Below are 18,904 nucleotides of genomic sequence, written 5' to 3' on the forward strand. Positions count from 1 at the left end.
AGAAACAGAAGAAGCAGTAAATTTAATCCCAATTGATGGGCTCCATACCTGATTATACAAGCTAAACGGCTCATCTTGAAAATCGGGAAACTACTACCAAATAGGGCGGTCGGGGCCTCCTGGAACGCGGCCGATCAAAATTCAGCCTTAAATTGCCGGAGGAAGGTTTGGTAGATAAAATTTGATCTTGCTTTGCCTGTATTTCGTCAATCAAGGTTTGGGGAACGTCTTCCATGGACTCGTAGTAAAAGAATTTCAACCCGATCGAATTTAGGGCACGCATACTCCCATCGTTAAGCCGGTAATATAGTGTTACGTCTTTTTGCACGCCATTTTCCGGCTGGGCACCAAAAAAATTATTTTGTAGTGTCTGCTGGAGATCGATCGTACCGGTAGCATTTTCTATGATCAAACCCTGGTCGGCAAGTCGTTCTCCCCCCGGGCTTTCTTCATCAAATTCACATTCTTCATCGTCGTCATCATCATCGTCCTCATCATCTTCATCCAGATCGTCGTCATCGTTATCATCGTCCTCATCACAAGGAGGTAAAGCCGACTGCTCCCCATTAAAAACAGGTTGAATAAATCCCTCTCCCCGGTCGACTACAAAAATTCCATCCAGGTAATTGATGCCCGCAATCGTGAGGAAAAACTGGCATTGAGTTTCTTCTTGGGTAAAGCTGACTTCATACTTCAAACCGGTTTCACTGGCGTTTACGTTTATAACGCCGGTTTCAGGGTCAATGGCCAATCCTTCTGGATGGGCTGAAAAAACACCTGAACCCGAAACTCCAACCGGTTCAATCAATTTTTCTGGCGTTTCGCTAATAAAAAACAACGTGTCCGGATAGGAAAATTCACTACAGTTTTGAGTGAATTCAGCCTCCTGAAGGTTTTCTTCACCCTGTTCAAGATTACACGAAAGCACAGATAAAGAAAAGAATAGGATACCAATAACAGGTTTTGTAGGAAATACCATCGATCGTTTTCTTTTAAGTTGCATCAATAATGGAAGATGTAACACATTATTCCCAAAAATGGTCATAATGATCCAATAACCGTAATAGTGATTTTTAAATCCGAAAGGGAAAAGGGCAATTTACTTAAATTTACGTATTTTTTGTACCTTTCGTTCTGAACATAACTTAACCTGCGAAACCGACGCTATGGATACATCCAAATTATTGCAAACGCTTCTGGAAAAGTTGGAACAATGGTTAATAGCCTTGGTCGCTTATTTACCTAATCTTATTCTGGCGTTATTTGTTTTTATTATTTTTTTTATTGTTGCCCGTTTTGCGGAGAATTTTTCCAAAAGACAGCTGGTGAAGGTACATTTGGATGAGACCAAAAGTGGTTTTTTGAGTCGGCTCATTTTTGTAGGTATTTTCCTGGCCGGGCTTATGCTGACATTGGCTATATTGAATCTGACGGGCACCGTGACGTCAATCCTGGCAGGGTTGGGGATCATTGGTCTCGCTTTAGGATTCGCATTTCAGGACACGGCTGCCAATTTTATGTCGGGCATTTACATTACTTTTCAGCAACCTTATGCCATAGGAGATGTGATTGAAACCCACGATGGAATCATGGGTAATGTGGTAGACATTGATTTACGGGTCACCAAGGTAAAAACCTTTGACGGACCAATGGTTTACGTACCCAACCGCTTTCTTTTTCAGGAAAATTTCACCAATTATACAGAAGAAGGAAGGAGAAGAATACGGATTGATTGTGGCGTTAGCTATGGAGAAGATTTAGAACTAGTAGAAAGAGTAGCTTTGGAAGCCGTAAAAGACGTGCCTGGAAAAATTGAAGAAGAAGATGTATCACTTTTTTGGAAAGGGTTTGGTGACAGTTCCATTGATTTTTCCGTAAACATATGGTTGGAATACACCCGTGAAAACAGAGCCTACATCATTGCCAAAAACCAGGCAGTGAAAAATATTAAAAAAGCATTTGATGAAAATGGGATTACCATTCCTTTCCCCATCCGTACGTTGGATTTTGGGATCAAGGGTGGAGAGACGTTTCAGGAGCAAATGGCTAAAACGGAACTGGTAGTTCGAAAAAATTCGGAGCAGTAGCTAGCTTTTCGTCTGTCATGAGTATGCATCTTTTTCTCCTGGAACAGAAAGAAGATTAGGTGTAGCATAAAAAAAGGGTTGACCTTATTCCAGGTCAACCCTTATATAGCTAAAATGAAGGATGCCTACTTGGTTTTATCCTTTGTGAAAAGCATATCTTCTAACTCGTCCTTGGCAGCCCCCGTTTTTTTCTGGAGTTTTCCGAGTAATTGATCCTCTTGCCCCTCAGCATAGGCCAAATCGTCGTCAGTAAGTTCTCCATATTTCGCCTTTAGTTTACCTTTTAATTCGTTCCAGTTTCCTTTAAGCTTAAGATTAGTTGACATAATAGAATTGGTTTAAGTGAAAAATTATATACTAATTTGTATTTAATTAGTACAATAACTGTTCCAAAACTATAAATACATGACAACAATTAAACTTCCTGGTCATTTAAAAGCCCTAACTATCCTGCTGCTGCTAATTGTTATTGTTTTTATTTTAATTGTGGGAAGAAGTTTATTAATTCCACTCATGCTTGGCGGATATATCTCTATGTTGTTGATACCCGCTTGTAATTGGATGGAAACCAAACGTTTCCCTCGGCCTTTGGCTGCATTGGTAGCGCTATTGACTTCGCTTTCCGTGATTATCGGCCTGATTGTGTTGGTGATTTTACAAGTGAGGAGTTTTTCCAAAGACTTTGAAGATGTTTCCGGCAGGCTGAACAGCTATTTGGCCGACTTGGATCAAATGGCAACGGAGGTATTTGGAGCAAATCTAGGTATCAAAAATGGCCTTGACAAATCCCAAATATTGGATTTAGTGGAATCTAACAGCGAAACCGTTTCTAATTTCCTTTTATCCACCATCGGCTCACTTTCCGGTGTAGTGTTACTCCCAGTATTCATTTTTTTCTTGCTTCTTTATCGGGATCATTTAGCAATTTTTATCACTAAATTTTTTAAACCAGAAGAGGTGGAGGACGTAAGATCAAATATAAGAGGCCTACGAAAAGTGGTCCAGTATTACATCATCGGATTGGTAAAGGTCATGGGTATCCTGGCTGTACTCAATACTGCAGCACTGTATGGAATAGGTGTGAAACACGCGCTGTTTTTTGGGTTATTTGCAGCTTTGTTAAACGTCATCCCTTATTTAGGCCCGTTTTTGGGTGCAATTCTTCCCTTTATATTCTCTTTTTTGACCATGGACGGCTTGATTTACCCCCTAATGGTGGTCATTTCCTTTACGGTCATCCAGATGATAGAAAGTAATTTTTTGACTCCAAAAATTGTAGGGGGAAATGTAAACCTGAATGCACTGATGACGTTTTTAGGCTTATTAATCGGAGGTGCAATATGGGGGGTGATTGGCATGATATTAATTATTCCGACCTTGGCCATATTAAAACGGATTTTTGAATTGAAAGATAGCACCAAACCTTACGCCTATTTGTTTGGAGAGGAAGAAATCAAACCTGTATTAAAAAGAAAGTAATGAGTATAAACTGGCCCTATTTCCTGGTTTTAGTAACCTGTTTTATCGTCTTTATCGTCGCTTGCGATTCTGCGGAAAGTAAGAAAGGAAGGTTTTTATTAAAAGGCAACAATGAATTGGCAGAAGGAAATACCAAAGGAGCTATTTCTTATTATTCTGAGGCCATTGATATTGATCCCGAATTTAAAGAAGGCTATTATAATCGCGGATTAGCTAAATACCGACAATTCCGCTATGAAGAAGCCATTGCAGACTATACACAGGCCCTGTCACTAAAGGGTGATTATCGGGAAGCTCGGTTACAACGTGCCATGGCTTACCTGGATTTTGGCGAAAATTACAAAGCATTGGAGGATACCAAAATTTTGATTTCGAGCGATGATCAGGACAGTCAGGCTCATTTTGTACGAGGACTTACCCTTTCCGCCCTGAAAAATTATACGGATGCCCGGGAAGCTTTTGAACGTGCACGGGCACTGGATCCTGAAAATGTAGAACTCTATATCAATCTGGCCACTGTTAATTATCAAATGAGAGCCTGGGAAGCGGCTACTCAGGATTTATCCCGGGCCCAGCAACTAGACCCGGAACACAGTATGATTTATAACCTCCAATCCTTGCTTCATTTCGAAAATGAGGAATACGAGAAAGCCCTGGCTGCAGTGGAAGAGGCCATCGAAATAGAGAAAGATCAGTCTTTTTATTACAATAATAGAGGATTGTATCACCTGTATCTGGGAAATCTGGAAGAAGGCCTGAAGGATATCAACTTTAGTTTGAAACAAAATAGCCAGAACCTGCATGCGCTTCGGAATAAGGGGATCTACTATTATAAAAAAGGAGAAAAAGAGTTGGGAGAACGTTTTCTCAAAGAAGTATATGAAAAAGATCCTGATATCGACTTGGTGGAAGAATACCTGAATGGTAACTAAAAAAGCCACGAAAACGAGTTCGTGGCTTTTTCTAGTGATTACTTTGTTGATTTATTTACTATATGGCATTTTCCTTTACCAGGTTTAGTGCCGAACCCGCCTGAAACCATTTGATTTGGCCCTCATTATAGGTGTGATTTACCTTGATTTCATCCTTGCTGCCGTCCCTGTGGTTTAGTACTACCGTCAGGGATTGACCGGGAGAAAAATGATCCAAGCCAACAATGTCGATGGAATCGTCTTCCTGCACTAAATCGTAATCAGCTGGATTATCAAAAGTCAGCGCGAGCATGCCTTGTTTCTTCAGGTTGGTTTCGTGGATTCGGGCAAAAGATTTTACCAGAATGGCCCTCACTCCTAAGAATCGCGGTTCCATGGCCGCGTGCTCTCTTGAGGATCCTTCCCCATAGTTTTCGTCCCCGACTACCACCGAACCGATGTTATGAAGTTTGTATTGGCGTTGCACTGCGGGCACCTCTCCGTAACTACCATCCAATTGGTTTTTTACTTTGTTGGTTTCTTCGGTGTAATAGTTGACTGCGCCAATCAGTAGGTTATTGGAAATATTGTCCAGATGTCCTCTATATCGAAGCCAGGGGCCCGCCATGGAAATATGATCGGTAGTACATTTCCCTTTTGCCTTGATAAGCAATTTCAGTCCTTTCAAGTCCGTACCTTCCCAGGGCAAAAAGGGTTCGAGTAGCTGCAGGCGCTCAGAGTCCGGTGCCACTTTCACCTCTACGGAAGAACCATCTTCTGCTGGAGCCTGGTATCCGGCATCTTCCACTGCAAAACCTTTTGTGGGCAATTCCATCCCTGCTGGTTCTTCCAACTTCACTTGTTTTCCTTCTTCGTTGGTTAGGGTATCGGTCAGAGGGTTAAAAGTCAGATCTCCTGCTATGGCCATGGCTGTTACTATCTCAGGCGAGGCTACAAATGAGTGGGTATTTGGATTACCATCCGCTCTTTTCGCGAAATTCCGGTTAAAGGATGTGATAATAGAGTTTTTTTCCTGTTTTTCGGCACCATGTCTTGCCCATTGTCCGATGCAGGGTCCGCAGGCATTGGCCAGCACCACTCCGCCCATGTTTTCAAAAATACCCAAAAAACCGTCTCTTTCCACGGTAAACCGCACCTGTTCAGATCCTGGAGTAATGGTGAATTCAGATTTGGCATTTAACTTTTTATCCACAGCCTGAGCGGCAAGAGAAGCTGCACGGGAGATGTCTTCGTATGAAGAGTTGGTGCAGGAACCGATCAGTCCGACTTCCAACTTCTGGGGCCAGTTATTTTCTTTAACTGCAGCCGCAAATTTGGAAATGGGCCAGGCTAAATCTGGTGTAAACGGTCCGTTGATATGGGGTTCCAATTCGGACAGGTTGATTTCGATGATTTCGTCAAAATAATCCTCTGGTGAAGCATATACTTCGCCATCACCCGTCAGATGTTCTTTGATTCCGTTGGCCAGGTCAGCAATTTCTGAGCGGTCGGTTCCTCTCAGGTAGGCTTCGGATTTTTCGTCGTAGCCAAAGATGGAAGTGGTAGCTCCGATTTCGGCACCCATGTTGCAAATGGTGCCTTTGCCGGTTGCCGACAGAGACCGCGCTCCCTCGCCAAAATATTCCACAATACATCCTGTTCCGCCTTTGACCGTCAGAATACCGGCTACTTTGAGAATTACATCTTTTGCGGCGGTCCATCCCGAAAGCTTTCCGGTTAGTTTAACGCCGATAAGTTTGGGGAATTTCAATTCCCAGGGAAGTCCGGCCATCACGTCACAGGCATCTGCTCCTCCCACTCCAATGGCGACCATTCCTAAACCACCTGCATTGGGTGTATGCGAATCCGTACCGATCATCATTCCACCAGGAAAGGCATAGTTTTCCAACACTACCTGGTGAATGATGCCTGCACCGGGTTTCCAAAAGCCCAGTCCGTATTTATTGGACACAGAAGATAAAAAATCGTATACTTCCCGGTTTTTGTCTTTGGCCCTGGCCAGATCCTTATTCGCGCCAATTTCCGCCTGAATAAGGTGATCACAGTGCACCGTAGAAGGAACCGCCACTTGAGACCTGCCAGCCTGCATGAATTGCAGTAGTGCCATTTGAGCAGTGGCATCTTGCATGGCCACCCGGTCAGGTTTGAAATCTACGTAGGATCCGCCCCGATCGTAAGCTTTGGAAGCTTCACCCTTAGAGAGGTGAGCGTAAAGGATTTTTTCGGTAAGGGTGAGCGGTTTGCCTACTGCTTTTCGGGCTGCGGCGATACGTTTTGGAAATGCGGCGTATACCGACTTGATCATGTCTAAATCAAAAACCATGGATGATAAAGTTATACTAAGTTTATATATTGAATGTTAAATTAAAGGCCAAAGATACTAAAATCACCTGTTAATCGGCCAAAATACCCCTTCAATATGCTTATTTATAAAAGATTTAAAACAGGAAATTGCTGGCATTTCTTTTTAAAATGGAATTACTTTAGGTCCATTAGAAATTGCAGGGTATCCACTTTATCAGCATAATCGTCCAGTTCGGGTGATTGAGCCGTTCCCAGAGGGATGCTGCCCTTCCACCAGCCATTTCTGGATACGATGCATTGAATTTTGTCCTCCTGCGCAGCAAGTGTTGCATGCAATTGCGATGTGTCAGCATACAATTCGTAATAGATTACCGAAATTGGGGATACTAACTCCTCGCTTTCCACCAGAAGCAGGTGGCCATTGTCCAGATGAGGGCTTCGATTCACCAGGTACTTGGATTTATTATACTCATAATTGTTCAGGTATTTGTGGTGGTTGATGACCTGGCTTGCCGGGTCCATGCCTTTCATAAAAGCTTGAATCTGGTCCTTATCCGTAAAAAATACCTTCGAAACATTTCTACAGCCCAATCCAAAATAACGAAAAATATCTTCGGAAAGCTGGTCCCAGTCCTTTTGATTCTCCTGTCCGTCGAGGATGGCCACCGAAGTCCTGTTTTTTCGAATGATATGCGGGTATTTGCCAAAATAATAGTCAAAATAACGGGCCGAATTATCACTGCCGGTCGCAATGTAGGCATCCATTCCTACCAGCCGTTCTTCGAATGTAACGGCTTTAGCCAGGGTAGGGTCAATTTCATTGAGTTGATCGGCCAGCCATGGGAGGATTACCTGGTCGGTGGAGCTCAGTTTCACGCAGGCCCTGTGACCTGCCACCAGAACGCATAAGAGATCGTGGAAACCTACCCCAGGAATATTGCCCGCCATAATAAGACCGATATTTTTAGTAAGAAAGGATTCGCTTTCTCTGAAAGCATACTGGCTTGCCCACTGTTGAAGTTTATCAGGAGAGAGGTATTCGGTGATCCCCTTCAGGGCATGGCGGGACTGTATGGGAGTAAACCAGCTGTTTTGGTTTTGCATCTGATCAAATAAGGCCTCTAAATCCATTTCCGGCAGGTTTTTAAGGCGTTCATGGAGGGCGGAAAGGGCTGAAAGTCTTTGATTAATATCCATAGGTAATTTGATCAGAATCAGGTTTGGGGTAGGAATAATTTTCGAAATCAGGCAAAGATAAAGAATGCGGGACAAAGGGAAAAGGAAGTTGTTAGTGCAACAATTAATGTAGGCGAATTAAAATTAGCTAAAGGGGAATCTTTTTGCTTGTGAGATTGTATTTTGGTTAGTAGTTTTGCGAACAAACAAAAATTGAATAGCAATGGCAATAATGATAACGGACGAATGCATCAATTGTGGTGCCTGTGAACCTGAATGCCCCAATACAGCCATTTATGAAGGAGGTATTGAATGGACCTGGGGTGGCGGTACCGAATTGAAGGAAGTGACGCTGGAAGATGGTACGGTGGTTAGTGGGGAAGAAAAGCAAGAGCCTGTATCCGATGAGTTTTATTACATCGTAACTCAAAAATGCACGGAGTGTACAGGGTTTCATGAAGAACCGCAGTGCGCTGCTGTCTGCCCTGTGGATTGTTGTGTGGATGATCCCGATCACCGGGAATCTGAGGAAGAGTTATTGGCAAAAAAGCAATATCTCCATGGAGAATAGGCCGATTGCAAGAAAAAACAGTCTTTTGTAGTCATAAAATTGTGTTTTCCAGTAGGTAATTTGAAGATTATCACGGATTTTGGAAAAAAAAACGAGCAATAACTTGAATTTAATAGTTGAATTGATTTAACTTGGCATTAAATCGATTTTTACAAAAAATTAAAATGTTTGGATAGTGGAAAATAACAAAGATTACGAAAGAGATGAAATTTTCACCAAAAGGGTAAAGGCCGGAAAGAGAACCTATTTTTTTGATGTGAAATCTACCCGCTCCAATGACTATTATTTGACCATCACGGAGAGCAAGCGGAAAATCAAGGATGATAATTTTTTCTATGAAAAGCATAAAATTTTCCTTTACAAGGAGGATTTTGCAAAATTCGTCGAAGCGCTTCAGGATGCTGTGGACCATGTGAAAAATGATTTAATGGCGGATTTTGATTTTTCCCAATTTGATGTGGAGCCGGAAGCCACAGAAAGTAACAACGAAAACGATAAGTTTGGGGAAGACCTGAAGTGGGAATAATTTATTTATAACCCACCCTGATTTCAGGCAGATTGCAACATTTTACAGGCGAATTTTGGGACAATTTGTTGGAAAGCAATAAATACTATCCCATGATTCGTTTTTTTTGTTATTTTTGATCCATGCTCAAAGTAATCCTTACGGCAACCGTATTCACGCTGCTTGTCTTTTTATTGGGTTGGTATTTTTCTGACATCAGCTTGTATTTCATGTTTTCACTGGTATTTGCTGCGGCGCTGCGCCCTTTGACGAATAAGATAAACAACCTGTACGTAATGGGACAGCACATACCCAGAGCGATTTCCATTATTCTTTCGTTCCTGGCAGTGATTTTGGTGGCGTTTTTGCTGGTACTGCTTTTTTTACCACTTCTTAGGACTCAGGTAGAATTACTCACCGACTTGGATATTAATTACCTTTACGACCAGATTCAAAGGCCAATAGATAATCTGGAAGGGATATTAATACAACTAAATCTGGTTAATAACGAACCAGGGTATTTGATAGAGCTGGTCAAAGAGAACCTGATCAGTAGCCTAAACGAAGTGAACATCCAGGGCTTTATAAATCGGGTAATTTCCACTACAAGTACTTTTTTTATAAGCATACTTGCCATAGGGTTCATTACATTTTTTCTATTATTGGAAAACGGACTGCTCCGTAGGAATTTACTTAATTTCATACCCAATAAGTACTTTGAGCTTTCTGTGGCCACTTTTCATAAAGTGGAGCACCTTCTTTCCAATTACCTGTTGGGATTGCTTATTCAGATTTCTGTTATTTTTTCGATTGCCTCGATCGGGCTTACCATTGCAAACGTTGAATATGCCATGACGATAGCCGTTTTTGCCGCTGTTGCCAATTTAATTCCTTATGCCGGGCCCATGCTGGGTGCGATATTTGGGGTATTGGTAGGACTGTCCACGGGTGAGTTTAATGGAGCCAGTGAGGTGTATTTTTTCGTTTTCAAGGTGTTAGCCGTTTTTTCGGTGGTACAATTGAGCGATAATGTCGTGTTACAGCCATTTATTTTTTCTAAATCCGTAAAAGCCCATCCTCTTGAGATTTTTGTTATTATCTTTGCGGGTGCAAAAATCGCAGGAGTTTTAGGGATGATTTTTGCTATTCCCGTGTATACTATTTTCAGGGTTTCTATTCAGGAGTTTTACAAGGGATATAAAGAATACAGAATATTTAAAATTGATAAGATTTAACGTTCATGGGATTAAAATGTGGGATTGTTGGCCTGCCCAACGTGGGGAAATCGACTTTATTCAATGCCTTATCCAGCGCGAAAGCGGAAGCTGCAAACTTTCCCTTTTGCACCATTGAGCCCAATGTGGGTGTGGTCACCGTTCCGGATAAGCGATTGCAAATTTTGGAAGGCTTAGTCCATCCTCAGAAGGTGATACCTACGGTAATTGAATTTGTAGATATTGCCGGTTTGGTGAAAGGGGCCAGCAAGGGCGAAGGACTTGGAAATAAATTTCTGGCTAATATCCGCGAGGTAGATGCCATCATTCACGTAATCAGGTGCTTTGAAGATCCCAATGTGGTCCATGTGGCCGGTTCGGTAGATCCGGTATTTGATAAAGAAGTGATCGATACCGAACTACAGCTCAAAGATCTGGAATCCGTGGAAAAGAAAATCATCCGGATAGAAAAAGTGGCAAAAAGCGGTGATGCCAAGGCTAAAAAAGCCATGGAAAGCCTGCTGAAATTCAAGGAGGCGTTAAAGGCTGGCGAAAATGCCCGGGCAGTGGAAGCCGATTCCGATGACCTCGATGCCCTGCAGGATATTCACCTGCTGACGATCAAACCAGTCCTATATGTGGCCAATGTGGATGAGAATAGTATTCAGCAAGGTAATGAGCACGTTACCAAACTCAAGGAAGAGGTAGGCAAAGAAAATGCCGAGGTCATTATATTGTGTGCCGCGTTAGAAGCCCAAATAGCTGAGTTTGACGATGTGGATGAAAAAAACATGTTTTTAGCTGAGTACGGGTTGGAGGAAAGTGGGCTAAACCGATTGATCGCTGCTGCGTATAAACTATTGAACTTGATTACGTATTTTACCGCCGGTGTTCAGGAAGTAAGGGCCTGGACTATCAAAAAAGGATGGAAGGCTCCTGCCGCTGCAGGTGTCATTCATACTGACTTTGAGAAAGGGTTTATCAAAGCGGAAGTGATCAAAATGGAGGATTACAAGCAGTACAAAACCGAGGCTGTTTGCCGTGAAAACGGAAAAATTGCAGTTGAAGGCAAGGAATATGTAGTTTGTGACGGGGATATCATGCATTTTAGGTTCAATGTGTAAATAAATTGAAATTTTATTATTATGTTTGTTGCAACTTATTTACCTATAAATTAGTTTATTCTGTTGTAATGATGTAATGAATTATTGTTTAACTTTTCATTTTTAATGTCGTGAGAATAAGATTAATATTTTCTTTAAAGAACAAAGGTGCTTACTTACCCTTTCACCACCAGTACATTTTGGCTCAATTTCTCAAAGGTCTGATCGTCAAGGGAGGCCAAGAAGCGTTTTTTAACTACAATTACTTCAACTTTTCTGGCCTGAAAGGTCAGACCAAAGTGAGTAGAAGTGGGCTGCACTATTACTCCAGCTTAGTCACCCTGGTCGTATCCGCTCCTGATGAATCGTTTATCGATTACTTATTGGAGCAGGTGTTTAAAACCCCTAAAATTGAGTTGGGAAACCTGATTTTATCCCCTGAATACACGGAAAAAGAGATTGAACCACCGTTGGAAACTTCTAACAAATTTGTTTGTATCTCTCCTTTGGTGTTGTTGATGCCCACATTTGATGATGAATCTGGAAAAAGGTTCATCAATCCAGACACGGATGAATTTTCAGATCTGCTTTATGAATCCACCCTTACTCGTATGGAGAAATCGGGTTGGTTTAATCAGGAGCAGATGGAGTCTTTCTACAAATTTCAGGTAGTGCCGGATATGAATTACGTAAATAAACTCCGCGAACAGCAGAAAAAGTTTGCGAGAATTTATTCCGTGTATGACATGGATGTAAAATACGAAGTAAGGGGGTACACCCTTCCCTTTACCTTGTACGCCGCAGAAGAGGTACAGGATTTTGTGTTTAAATGTGGATTAGGTGCCTTTACCCACAAGGGTTTTGGCATGTTGGATTTGGCGAATAATATGCCCAGCCAGCGAACCGAACCGTACAAATTCAAGCGGGAGGGTTTTATACCCTATCGTTCTCAACCCCAATCACACGAGCCCAGAAAAAATGACGAACGGGCGGATGGAGACAAAGAAAGTTCTGATTCTGCTGAATCAGAGGATTAAAAAATAAAAAAACCCAGAAAACTCTCTGGGTTTTTTTATGTCTTCCATCAAAACCTTCTTTTGTTCGGATTGACGACTCCATAGCCGATCAGTTCATCGTATCGGGAGCCCATATCCCGGTAATAAAAAAAGAGTTCGTACTCGTTTTCGGTTTGAAAATGATTTCCTTCAAAAGGCTCGGTATCCCAACCTTCTTCGCCGGAGATTCCGTAAAGGTAATCGTACCATCCTTGTTTTAGGAATAAGGATGCTTGGTACCTTCCTTCTTTGGCATCGTAAACCATTTTGGATGCGGGCTTTCTTCCCCATTGACTTAATGCGCCCAGCACATATGGGGGTGAGGGGAGTTCTTCTGACTCCAGATTGAACGTGAGCAGTACGTACTCGCTTTCCAGGTCATGGTTTTGCCTTTCTACATTAAAGATTCCAAATTGTCCATTGATATCCAGGTACTCCAGGTAACCCTGGCCCTTTCTACTTTGATCCAACCCTGCTTCCGCAAATACAGCATCTTCTTTCATGGTGATGGCAGCGATGTTTCTACCGCGGGTCCGCACGTAACGAAGGTCTACAAAGCGGAATTCATTTCCTGCCGAAAACGTATTGGATCCGTCAAAATGGTTGTACTGCAACTGATTCAAATCTTCCCGAATTTGAGTGAACTTCAATCCATAAATGGCATTGTCCCAGCGCTGGTTTTGCCGGATGACAAGCATTGTCTGGTTCATAGGATCTATCAATTCCCTGTTGCCATAATTGACCGTTACATCCAATTGTTGGCGGGTCCTTCGGTATTCATTCCGACTGGCAGGCACTACCTCCGCCCCGATACTAACCTGATTTTCGTAGACCATAAATCGCTTGGTGAAAATCGTTTCGGATTCATCCCTGCCCCGGTATACTTTGATAATGTAGTTTCCGCTACGATTCACTCTCGGAATCTGAAAGGTGTAATGGATATACGGAATACGCGTATTGATACTGTATTCATAGGAATTGACATTGAACTCGTTGTATTGTTCGAGAAAATCGGCATCCCTTAAGCCCGATTGGGTCCAGTCAGCATTGCAATGAATAAGCTTTGCAGAATACCTGTCTGCTTCGTAAGCAATGTCGTCAAACTGAAGCACTAAAGGAAGGCGGCTGCTCAAAGAAATCACCGGAGCCGTCATCTGGGCCTGAAAATCTCCGGAAGCCGGAAACAGTTGAACAGTATGAATGTTATCTTCAAATATACGGTCTTCGTAGACTTCTTGTGCTACCAATTGCCGTCCGGAGATCAGCAGGCCGAAGCAAAGAAATATTAGGAAAAAAAAATTGGTTATAGGATGAGGAAAATTCATTATTCGGTAGGGTTATCGATCTGTTCAGCCAGTGCTTCCCACTTTTTATTCAGATTGGATTCCTGTTTCAGTAGGACCGCATAGTCTGCCTGCAATTCTTGCATACGTTCTTCATTTTCATAAACGGAAGGATCGGCCATTTGATTTTCCAGGGCCGATTTTTTATTTTCCAAAACCGTAATGTCTTCTTCCAGTTTTTCCAGCGCAATGGCTTTCTCCCGGATACGTTTTTTCAGTCCTGCTTCCTCCTGATTTGTATTGGTTTTAGCATTGGCAGGTCGGCTTTCTTTTTTTGAAACGGGCGCAGCGGCAACCTTTTCTTCTTTGGGAGTCTGTTGGGAACGCCAGTAGACGTACTCGTCGTAGGTGCCAGGATACTCCTTGATCTTATGATCCTCGATATACCAGATTTTATTGGCCACCCCTTGAATAAACAGCCGGTCGTGGGAAACGGTGACAAAGGTGCCTTCATATTGCTGCAAGGCTTGCGTCAGAATGTTGACCGATTGAATGTCCAGGTGATTGGTAGGCTCATCCAGAAGTAGAAAATTGGCTTCGGAGATCAATGTCTTAGCCAGGGCCACCCGTGATTTTTCTCCTCCCGAGAGGACCTTTATTTTTTTGAAAACATCATCATTGGTAAACAGAAAGCAACCCAGTACGTTTCGGAGTTCAGTTTCGGTTTTTTTGCTTCCTGCCTGGGTCATTTCCTGAAGGATTTCATTATTAATACCCAGAGCTTCCAATTGGTGTTGGGCAAAAAAGGATTTGATCACGTTGTATCCTTCTTCTCTGCGCCCCTCTATAGGTTCGGAACCATCAATGATCCGTAATACGGTGGATTTACCTTTGCCGTTGGCACCAATCAGGGCAATTTTATCCCCCCGCTCGATACGGGCATGGGCATTATCCAGGATTTCCAGATCTCCAAAAGATTTGGAAACGCCATCCAACACCACCACATCCCTTCCGGATTTTTGGGAGAACTTGAATTTAAAATTGACAGAAACTTCATCCCGGACCACCTCAGAAACCCTATCCAGCCGGTCCAGCGCTTTGACCCGGGACTGCACCTGGTTGGACTTAGTAGCCTTGGCACGGAACCGCTCAATAAACCGTTCCGTTTGTTTGATCATCTGCTGCTGGTTTTCGAAGGCATTTTGTTGGATCTCCTCCCGCGCTACCTTTTCCTTTTTGTAAAATTCGTAATTACCGGCATAACTGGTCAGGTTTCCCTGGGAAACCTCCACCGTAGTTTCGGTACAATTGTTTAGAAAAGTCTGATCGTGGGATACCACCATCACAGCGCCCTCATATGCCTTCAGGTAATTTTCCACCCACTGAATGGAGGGCAAATCCAGGTGGTTGGTTGGTTCATCCAGCATAAGCAAAGCAGGCTTTTCCAATAAGAGTTTGGACAGCATGACCCGCATCCTCCATCCTCCGGAAAAGGTTTTTAGCGGCCGGCTCAGGTCTGCCGTCTGAAAGCCAATACCTTCCAACACTTCTTCTGCCTTTGCCTTGATGGTATAGCCTTCATTGGCCTCAAACCGTTCCTGCAAATGGGCCAGTTTTTGAAGTACCTGATCCGAATAGTCCGTTTCCATCTGCTTCAACACTCTTTCAATTTCCTCTTGCAAGGAAAGGGTTTCCTTAAAAGCCTCCAGTGCCACATCCAGGATGCTGTCTTCCGACTGAAAAGAAAGCAAATCCTGGTTCAAAAACCCGATACTGCAATCTTTGGCCTTTTGGACTTCACCACTGCTGGGCTGCAAATCACCATGGATGATTTTGAGCAGAGTGGATTTGCCAGTTCCGTTTAACCCTACCAGACCGATTTTGTCTTTAGGCTTGATGTGTAAGGAAGCATTTTCATACAGAGGACGTCCCCCGATGTAGTACGATAGATTGTTGATGGATAACATGCCGCAAAATTAAGAAATCTATGTGGTAATTGGCAGCAATGCAAAAAAGGATTTTACCCTGCAGCGTTTTTATTGAAATAATGTCAGATCAAAACCCACGTTATGCACACCTGCGGGCGGCAGGGAATGGATACCCATCTTTTCCTGAAAGTTTCCATTATGCGTGACGGTATCTGCAATTCCATTCCAGGGTTCTATGCAGATAAAGCCGGCATCCTTTTGTTTGGTCCACAGACCGAGCCAGCGAAACTCCTTAAAATCCATGGCGTAGCCTTTTCCCGTTTTCAGACTGCGTATAGAAACAGAAGTAACCGGACCCGCATCAGCTATTAAGGCATCGTTTTGAAACAATTCCCAATTCAGTTCCAGTTTCCCGTTCTTGAGCGGCAGGGGTTTCCTTTCGGAACCGATCAGTCCCTTTTCAAGGACGTAAAGTGAAAGAGACGAAAGGTCTTCCTGTCCAAAGTCTAATTGGTAATCCTCCAGGGATTCTTTTTCTGGTTCAAGGGGGCAGGCAAACCCTGGGTGAGCACCAATGCTAAACCACAGCTCCTCATCAGCGGAGGGGTTACTGACCCGGTAATCTACCCGCATTCCAGTATCGGTGAGGGTGTACCTGATTTCCAGTTGAAACGCAAAAGGATAGACCTGCAGGCTTTTTGCATCCGATTTCAGAGAAAATAACAGGCTATCCTGAGATTGGTCCAGCAGCAAAAACTCTCGGTCTCTGGCAAAACCATGCTGGGTAAGCGAATAGGCCTTGCTCTGGTAAATATATTGATCGTCCTGAAGTCGGCCTACGATGGGGAAAAGTACGGGGGCATGTCTGCCCCAAATAGAAGGGAACGCTTGCCAAAGGTATTCAATCCCATGAAAGCTAAGTGAAGTACACTCGGCACCCAAACTGGAGAACCGGGCTTCCACGGGGCCATTTTTCAAGTAAAACGATTGAGAGGCGGTCATGAGCAGGGAAATTGGTGAATTTTCTGTTCAAAAAAAAACCTTTCCCAAAAAAGGAAAGGTGGAGTGCGCACGAGAAGATTCGAACTTCCACACCCGAAGGCACCACCCCCTCAAGATGGCGTGTCTACCAGTTTCACCACGTGCGCAAAATGGAGATGCAAAACTAGTAAGATATCACTACCCTTGCAAACAAAAGGGAAGACAAATTTAATGAGCCAATAGGTTGAATTTTCCTTGCTGAATTATTGGGAGGTTGCCGGTTTGATACTTGCACCTTCAGCCCGGTTCCAAATGGTAATCGGAAAAAACGATATTGGAAATGAAAAATCATGGAGGGGAAATAAAGACATTGAAGGATGTTAAATTATTAATTAATGGTTACTGGCGGCACATTTTTTGGAAGCCTGTGGAGTAATCTACTTTTTCTTTTGGTCGCTATCCGCCGATTTCTTTCTTGATTCCCCTTTATTCCCGGTCTTTTTCTCCCTTTCAAAATGTACCCCGTCTGAGTCCATATCAGAAATGGTCCTTTTTATGGGCCCCTTATGCCCTTTGTTTTTTTTTGTAGGATAGTCTTCTTCTTCAAGCAATGAACTGAGCGCATTAAACAATGCTGCTCTGGTAGGACCGGAGGCCGGTTCATATTCATATGGTTCTTCCTCCATGCGACTGAATTCCCGTATAGAGGTGACGATAAAAACCACAAAGGAGATCACCACTACGATTGTTAATATGATTACGTCTATGTTTTCCATTTTATCTCTTCATATTAAATAGTATCAAAAAACCCAATATGGTCGGGCACCACAAGCCTATGAAAATGGCTTTAAGGGGTTCTCCGACAATGAGGAAGTAGTATTCTGATACACCGATCAGAATTACCACCAATACCATCAGTACTATTTCAGATTTTTTAAATTTTTTCATGAATTTTATTAGCGCTTAAAAGAGTTGCCGATTATTGAGAAAATGGCGTTCGGAGCTACCATACGTTCAGGCCATTAAATGATAAATTGATAAGAATCAATGTCATCAAAATGACTGTCCATGGGAGATTAACACGTTAAACAGCAGAAAGTTTATAGGAGACTTATTTGTGCGTTTCGTACTAACAGTTTGCAGGGCAGCTTGTCTGAACCAGATTGGTAGGGATAGAAGATGATAATCTACCTGAAAAAATAGATTCGAGCAGGAAGGCAAAGGTTACAACAAATACTCCATTTTTACATCGCAGCGCTGATAAGTGCCCGGTTCCATGGGGATTTCGCGGAAGCCTAACTTTCGGTACAAGGCAATGGCCGGTACAAGGATGGAATTGCTATAGAGGAGTACTTTTTGAGCCCCTCGCTTCTTAGCCCAGTCCAAGGCGGCCTGCCCAAGCAGCATCCCGATATTTTGTCCACGGGCCTTGGGCAGCACGCCCATTTTGATCAATTCGTACTGTCCATTACCGCTACTTTTCAGACCCACGGTGCCTACGATCTCTCCCTTCCACTCGGCAAATAGCACCTCTCCACCAGAGTTAATAAGGGTTTCCCGAGGAGTCTGCAACTGCGCTAAATCAAATGGCTCCAGAAAAAAATACTGTTCGATCCACTCCCGGTTGATAGCTAGAAAATAGGGCGCCAAAGCATCGCTAAAGGGCAGAATTTTTACCGTTTCCATGATCAAAATTAAGGAAGTCGGGTATTAAATTAAAGTAAATGCCTGTCGGAAATTTAAAAACCGAGGTCAAACTGATTGCCGGGCTTGTCTTTGGATTCCAGTTGCAGTAGTTTCAGCTTTCGCCACAGGCCGCCAGCATAGCCGGTAAGCTCCCCGGTACTGGCAATGATCCGATGACAGGGGATAATAACCAGCAACGGGTTGACCCCGATGGCAGCTCCTACTGCACGAACGGCTGTGGGTTTGGCCAGGGCTTTGGCTATGTCATGGTAAGAAACCGTGTGTCCAAAGGGTATTTTGTTAACTTCCATCCAGACCAATTTTTGAAATGCGGATCCACCGATTCCAACGGGGATATCAAAAACGGTTAGCTTCCCCTTGAAATAAGCTTCCAGTTGGGCCATGATGTCTAGAAAAAATGAGGAATCGGCTTTTTCAGATACCTTGTCCTCAGTGAAATGAGAGGACAAAAGAAAGCCATCCTCGGCGATGAGACGGATATTACCTAAGGGAGACGCCATTACCACTGTTTCTTTCATATCCTCTACAACTTTAAAACCAAAAACAAGGTTTAACCTTAACTGAGGCAGCGACGCGCTG

The 18,904-nt window shown here is 43.1% G+C and carries 19 protein-coding genes and 1 tRNA gene; 8 read left to right on the forward strand and 12 right to left on the reverse strand.

The genetic code is table 11. From position 1 onward, the window contains the following. Positions 1-70: 70 nt before the first annotated feature. Entirely contained in the window at positions 71-979 is a 909-nt protein-coding gene (locus tag GKS34_RS17505; RefSeq protein WP_163386124.1) for a hypothetical protein, read from the reverse strand. 187 nt (positions 980-1,166) lie between these two features. Between GKS34_RS17505 and GKS34_RS17510 the strand changes: the two genes are divergently transcribed. Next, entirely contained in the window at positions 1,167-2,087 is a 921-nt protein-coding gene (locus GKS34_RS17510; RefSeq protein ID WP_163386269.1) for a mechanosensitive ion channel family protein, read from the forward strand. A 125-nt stretch (positions 2,088-2,212) separates the two neighbouring features. Here the strand turns inward: GKS34_RS17510 and GKS34_RS17515 are convergent, their stop codons facing one another. Next, the gene (locus GKS34_RS17515) at positions 2,213-2,413 is read right to left on the reverse strand and encodes a CsbD family protein (protein WP_163386270.1); all 201 of its coding nucleotides are present in this window, start codon (positions 2,411-2,413) and stop codon (positions 2,213-2,215) included. 79 nt (positions 2,414-2,492) lie between these two features. Here GKS34_RS17515 and GKS34_RS17520 point away from each other — a divergent pair, with 79 nt between their 5' ends. Together GKS34_RS17520 and GKS34_RS17525 are read left to right on the forward strand one after the other, a co-directional pair. Next, complete coding sequence (locus tag GKS34_RS17520; RefSeq protein WP_163386271.1) at positions 2,493-3,566, forward strand: AI-2E family transporter; 1,074 nt, start codon at positions 2,493-2,495, stop codon at positions 3,564-3,566. Then, a complete protein-coding gene (locus tag GKS34_RS17525; RefSeq protein WP_163386272.1) occupies positions 3,566-4,498 on the forward strand; it encodes a tetratricopeptide repeat protein in 933 nt (310 codons plus the stop codon). The genes GKS34_RS17520 and GKS34_RS17525 overlap by 1 nt, the downstream gene beginning before the upstream one ends. A 58-nt stretch (positions 4,499-4,556) precedes the next feature. On the opposite strand, the gene GKS34_RS17530 is transcribed toward GKS34_RS17525, so the two are convergent. Both GKS34_RS17530 and GKS34_RS17535 read right to left on the reverse strand, forming a co-directional pair. Continuing rightward, a complete protein-coding gene (locus GKS34_RS17530) occupies positions 4,557-6,821 on the reverse strand; it encodes an aconitate hydratase (RefSeq protein WP_163386273.1) in 2,265 nt (754 codons plus the stop codon). 155 nt (positions 6,822-6,976) lie between these two features. Beyond that, complete coding sequence (locus GKS34_RS17535) at positions 6,977-7,999, reverse strand: acyl-CoA reductase (RefSeq protein WP_163386274.1); 1,023 nt, start codon at positions 7,997-7,999, stop codon at positions 6,977-6,979. Positions 8,000-8,201: 202 nt separating this feature from the next. Between GKS34_RS17535 and GKS34_RS17540 the strand changes: the two genes are divergently transcribed. The 5 genes from GKS34_RS17540 (at position 8,202) to cas6 (ending at position 12,408) form a co-directional block, all read left to right on the forward strand. Then, the gene (locus tag GKS34_RS17540; RefSeq protein ID WP_162343014.1) at positions 8,202-8,549 is read left to right on the forward strand and encodes a 4Fe-4S binding protein; all 348 of its coding nucleotides are present in this window, start codon (positions 8,202-8,204) and stop codon (positions 8,547-8,549) included. Positions 8,550-8,724: 175 nt separating this feature from the next. Further along, positions 8,725-9,075, forward strand: a complete 351-nt coding sequence (locus GKS34_RS17545) for a DUF3276 family protein (RefSeq protein ID WP_163386275.1) — start codon at positions 8,725-8,727, stop codon at positions 9,073-9,075. Positions 9,076-9,197: 122 nt separating this feature from the next. Further along, positions 9,198-10,289, forward strand: coding sequence for an AI-2E family transporter (locus tag GKS34_RS17550; RefSeq protein WP_163386276.1), 1,092 nt, complete (start codon positions 9,198-9,200; stop codon positions 10,287-10,289). Between the two features lie 5 nt (positions 10,290-10,294). Next, a complete protein-coding gene (ychF, locus tag GKS34_RS17555; RefSeq protein WP_163386277.1) occupies positions 10,295-11,392 on the forward strand; it encodes a redox-regulated ATPase YchF in 1,098 nt (365 codons plus the stop codon). A gap of 110 nt (positions 11,393-11,502) precedes the next feature. Then, positions 11,503-12,408 carry a CRISPR-associated endoribonuclease Cas6 gene (gene cas6 / locus GKS34_RS17560; RefSeq protein ID WP_163386278.1) on the forward strand — a complete coding sequence of 302 codons (906 nt, stop codon included), beginning with the start codon at positions 11,503-11,505 and terminating at the stop codon, positions 12,406-12,408. Positions 12,409-12,455: 47 nt separating this feature from the next. Here the strand turns inward: cas6 and GKS34_RS17565 are convergent, their stop codons facing one another. The 8 genes from GKS34_RS17565 to GKS34_RS17600 form a co-directional block, all read right to left on the reverse strand. Further along, positions 12,456-13,751 (reverse strand): type IX secretion system plug protein, encoded by a 1,296-nt coding sequence (locus tag GKS34_RS17565; RefSeq protein WP_163386279.1) that lies wholly within the window; start codon positions 13,749-13,751, stop codon positions 12,456-12,458. Further along, positions 13,751-15,676: an ABC-F family ATP-binding cassette domain-containing protein gene (locus tag GKS34_RS17570; RefSeq protein ID WP_163386280.1), complete on the reverse strand. Its 1,926-nt coding sequence runs from the start codon at positions 15,674-15,676 to the stop codon at positions 13,751-13,753. Before GKS34_RS17570 ends, GKS34_RS17565 begins: the two co-directional genes overlap by 1 nt. A 69-nt stretch (positions 15,677-15,745) precedes the next feature. Then, complete coding sequence (locus tag GKS34_RS17575) at positions 15,746-16,639, reverse strand: aldose 1-epimerase family protein (protein ID WP_163386281.1); 894 nt, start codon at positions 16,637-16,639, stop codon at positions 15,746-15,748. A gap of 64 nt (positions 16,640-16,703) precedes the next feature. After that, positions 16,704-16,785: transfer RNA gene (locus GKS34_RS17580), tRNA-Leu, on the reverse strand. A gap of 270 nt (positions 16,786-17,055) precedes the next feature. After that, positions 17,056-17,394, reverse strand: coding sequence for a hypothetical protein (locus GKS34_RS17585; RefSeq protein ID WP_163386282.1), 339 nt, complete (start codon positions 17,392-17,394; stop codon positions 17,056-17,058). Between the two features lies 1 nt (position 17,395). Further along, positions 17,396-17,566, reverse strand: a complete 171-nt coding sequence (locus GKS34_RS17590) for a hypothetical protein (RefSeq protein WP_163386283.1) — start codon at positions 17,564-17,566, stop codon at positions 17,396-17,398. A gap of 276 nt (positions 17,567-17,842) precedes the next feature. Further along, positions 17,843-18,304, reverse strand: coding sequence for a GNAT family N-acetyltransferase (locus tag GKS34_RS17595; RefSeq protein WP_163386284.1), 462 nt, complete (start codon positions 18,302-18,304; stop codon positions 17,843-17,845). Between the two features lie 53 nt (positions 18,305-18,357). Beyond that, positions 18,358-18,843 (reverse strand): methylated-DNA--[protein]-cysteine S-methyltransferase, encoded by a 486-nt coding sequence (locus GKS34_RS17600; protein ID WP_163386285.1) that lies wholly within the window; start codon positions 18,841-18,843, stop codon positions 18,358-18,360. Positions 18,844-18,904: the final 61 nt, after the last annotated feature.

The organism is Cyclobacterium jeungdonense (assembly GCF_010994275.1).
In the GTDB taxonomy this organism is placed as follows: domain Bacteria; phylum Bacteroidota; class Bacteroidia; order Cytophagales; family Cyclobacteriaceae; genus Cyclobacterium; species Cyclobacterium jeungdonense.

Bases quoted from the DNA above. Each gene is read 5' to 3' on its own strand.
- GKS34_RS17540 (WP_162343014.1), top strand. From the start codon at position 8,202: ATGGCAATAATGATAACGGACGAATGCATCAATTGTGGTGCCTGTGAA.
- GKS34_RS17510 (WP_163386269.1), top strand. From the start codon at position 1,167: ATGGATACATCCAAATTATTGCAAACGCTTCTGGAAAAGTTGGAACAA.
- GKS34_RS17575 (WP_163386281.1), bottom strand. From the start codon at position 16,639: ATGACCGCCTCTCAATCGTTTTACTTGAAAAATGGCCCCGTGGAAGCC.
- GKS34_RS17515 (WP_163386270.1), bottom strand. From the start codon at position 2,413: ATGTCAACTAATCTTAAGCTTAAAGGAAACTGGAACGAATTAAAAGGT.
- ychF (WP_163386277.1), top strand. From the start codon at position 10,295: ATGGGATTAAAATGTGGGATTGTTGGCCTGCCCAACGTGGGGAAATCG.
- GKS34_RS17595 (WP_163386284.1), bottom strand. From the start codon at position 18,304: ATGGAAACGGTAAAAATTCTGCCCTTTAGCGATGCTTTGGCGCCCTAT.
- GKS34_RS17525 (WP_163386272.1), top strand. From the start codon at position 3,566: ATGAGTATAAACTGGCCCTATTTCCTGGTTTTAGTAACCTGTTTTATC.
- GKS34_RS17570 (WP_163386280.1), bottom strand. From the start codon at position 15,676: ATGTTATCCATCAACAATCTATCGTACTACATCGGGGGACGTCCTCTG.
- GKS34_RS17530 (WP_163386273.1), bottom strand. From the start codon at position 6,821: ATGGTTTTTGATTTAGACATGATCAAGTCGGTATACGCCGCATTTCCA.
- GKS34_RS17590 (WP_163386283.1), bottom strand. From the start codon at position 17,566: ATGAAAAAATTTAAAAAATCTGAAATAGTACTGATGGTATTGGTGGTA.
- GKS34_RS17585 (WP_163386282.1), bottom strand. From the start codon at position 17,394: ATGGAAAACATAGACGTAATCATATTAACAATCGTAGTGGTGATCTCC.
- GKS34_RS17505 (WP_163386124.1), bottom strand. From the start codon at position 979: ATGGTATTTCCTACAAAACCTGTTATTGGTATCCTATTCTTTTCTTTA.
- GKS34_RS17565 (WP_163386279.1), bottom strand. From the start codon at position 13,751: ATGAATTTTCCTCATCCTATAACCAATTTTTTTTTCCTAATATTTCTT.
- GKS34_RS17600 (WP_163386285.1), bottom strand. From the start codon at position 18,843: ATGAAAGAAACAGTGGTAATGGCGTCTCCCTTAGGTAATATCCGTCTC.
- GKS34_RS17550 (WP_163386276.1), top strand. From the start codon at position 9,198: ATGCTCAAAGTAATCCTTACGGCAACCGTATTCACGCTGCTTGTCTTT.
- GKS34_RS17535 (WP_163386274.1), bottom strand. From the start codon at position 7,999: ATGGATATTAATCAAAGACTTTCAGCCCTTTCCGCCCTCCATGAACGC.
- GKS34_RS17520 (WP_163386271.1), top strand. From the start codon at position 2,493: ATGACAACAATTAAACTTCCTGGTCATTTAAAAGCCCTAACTATCCTG.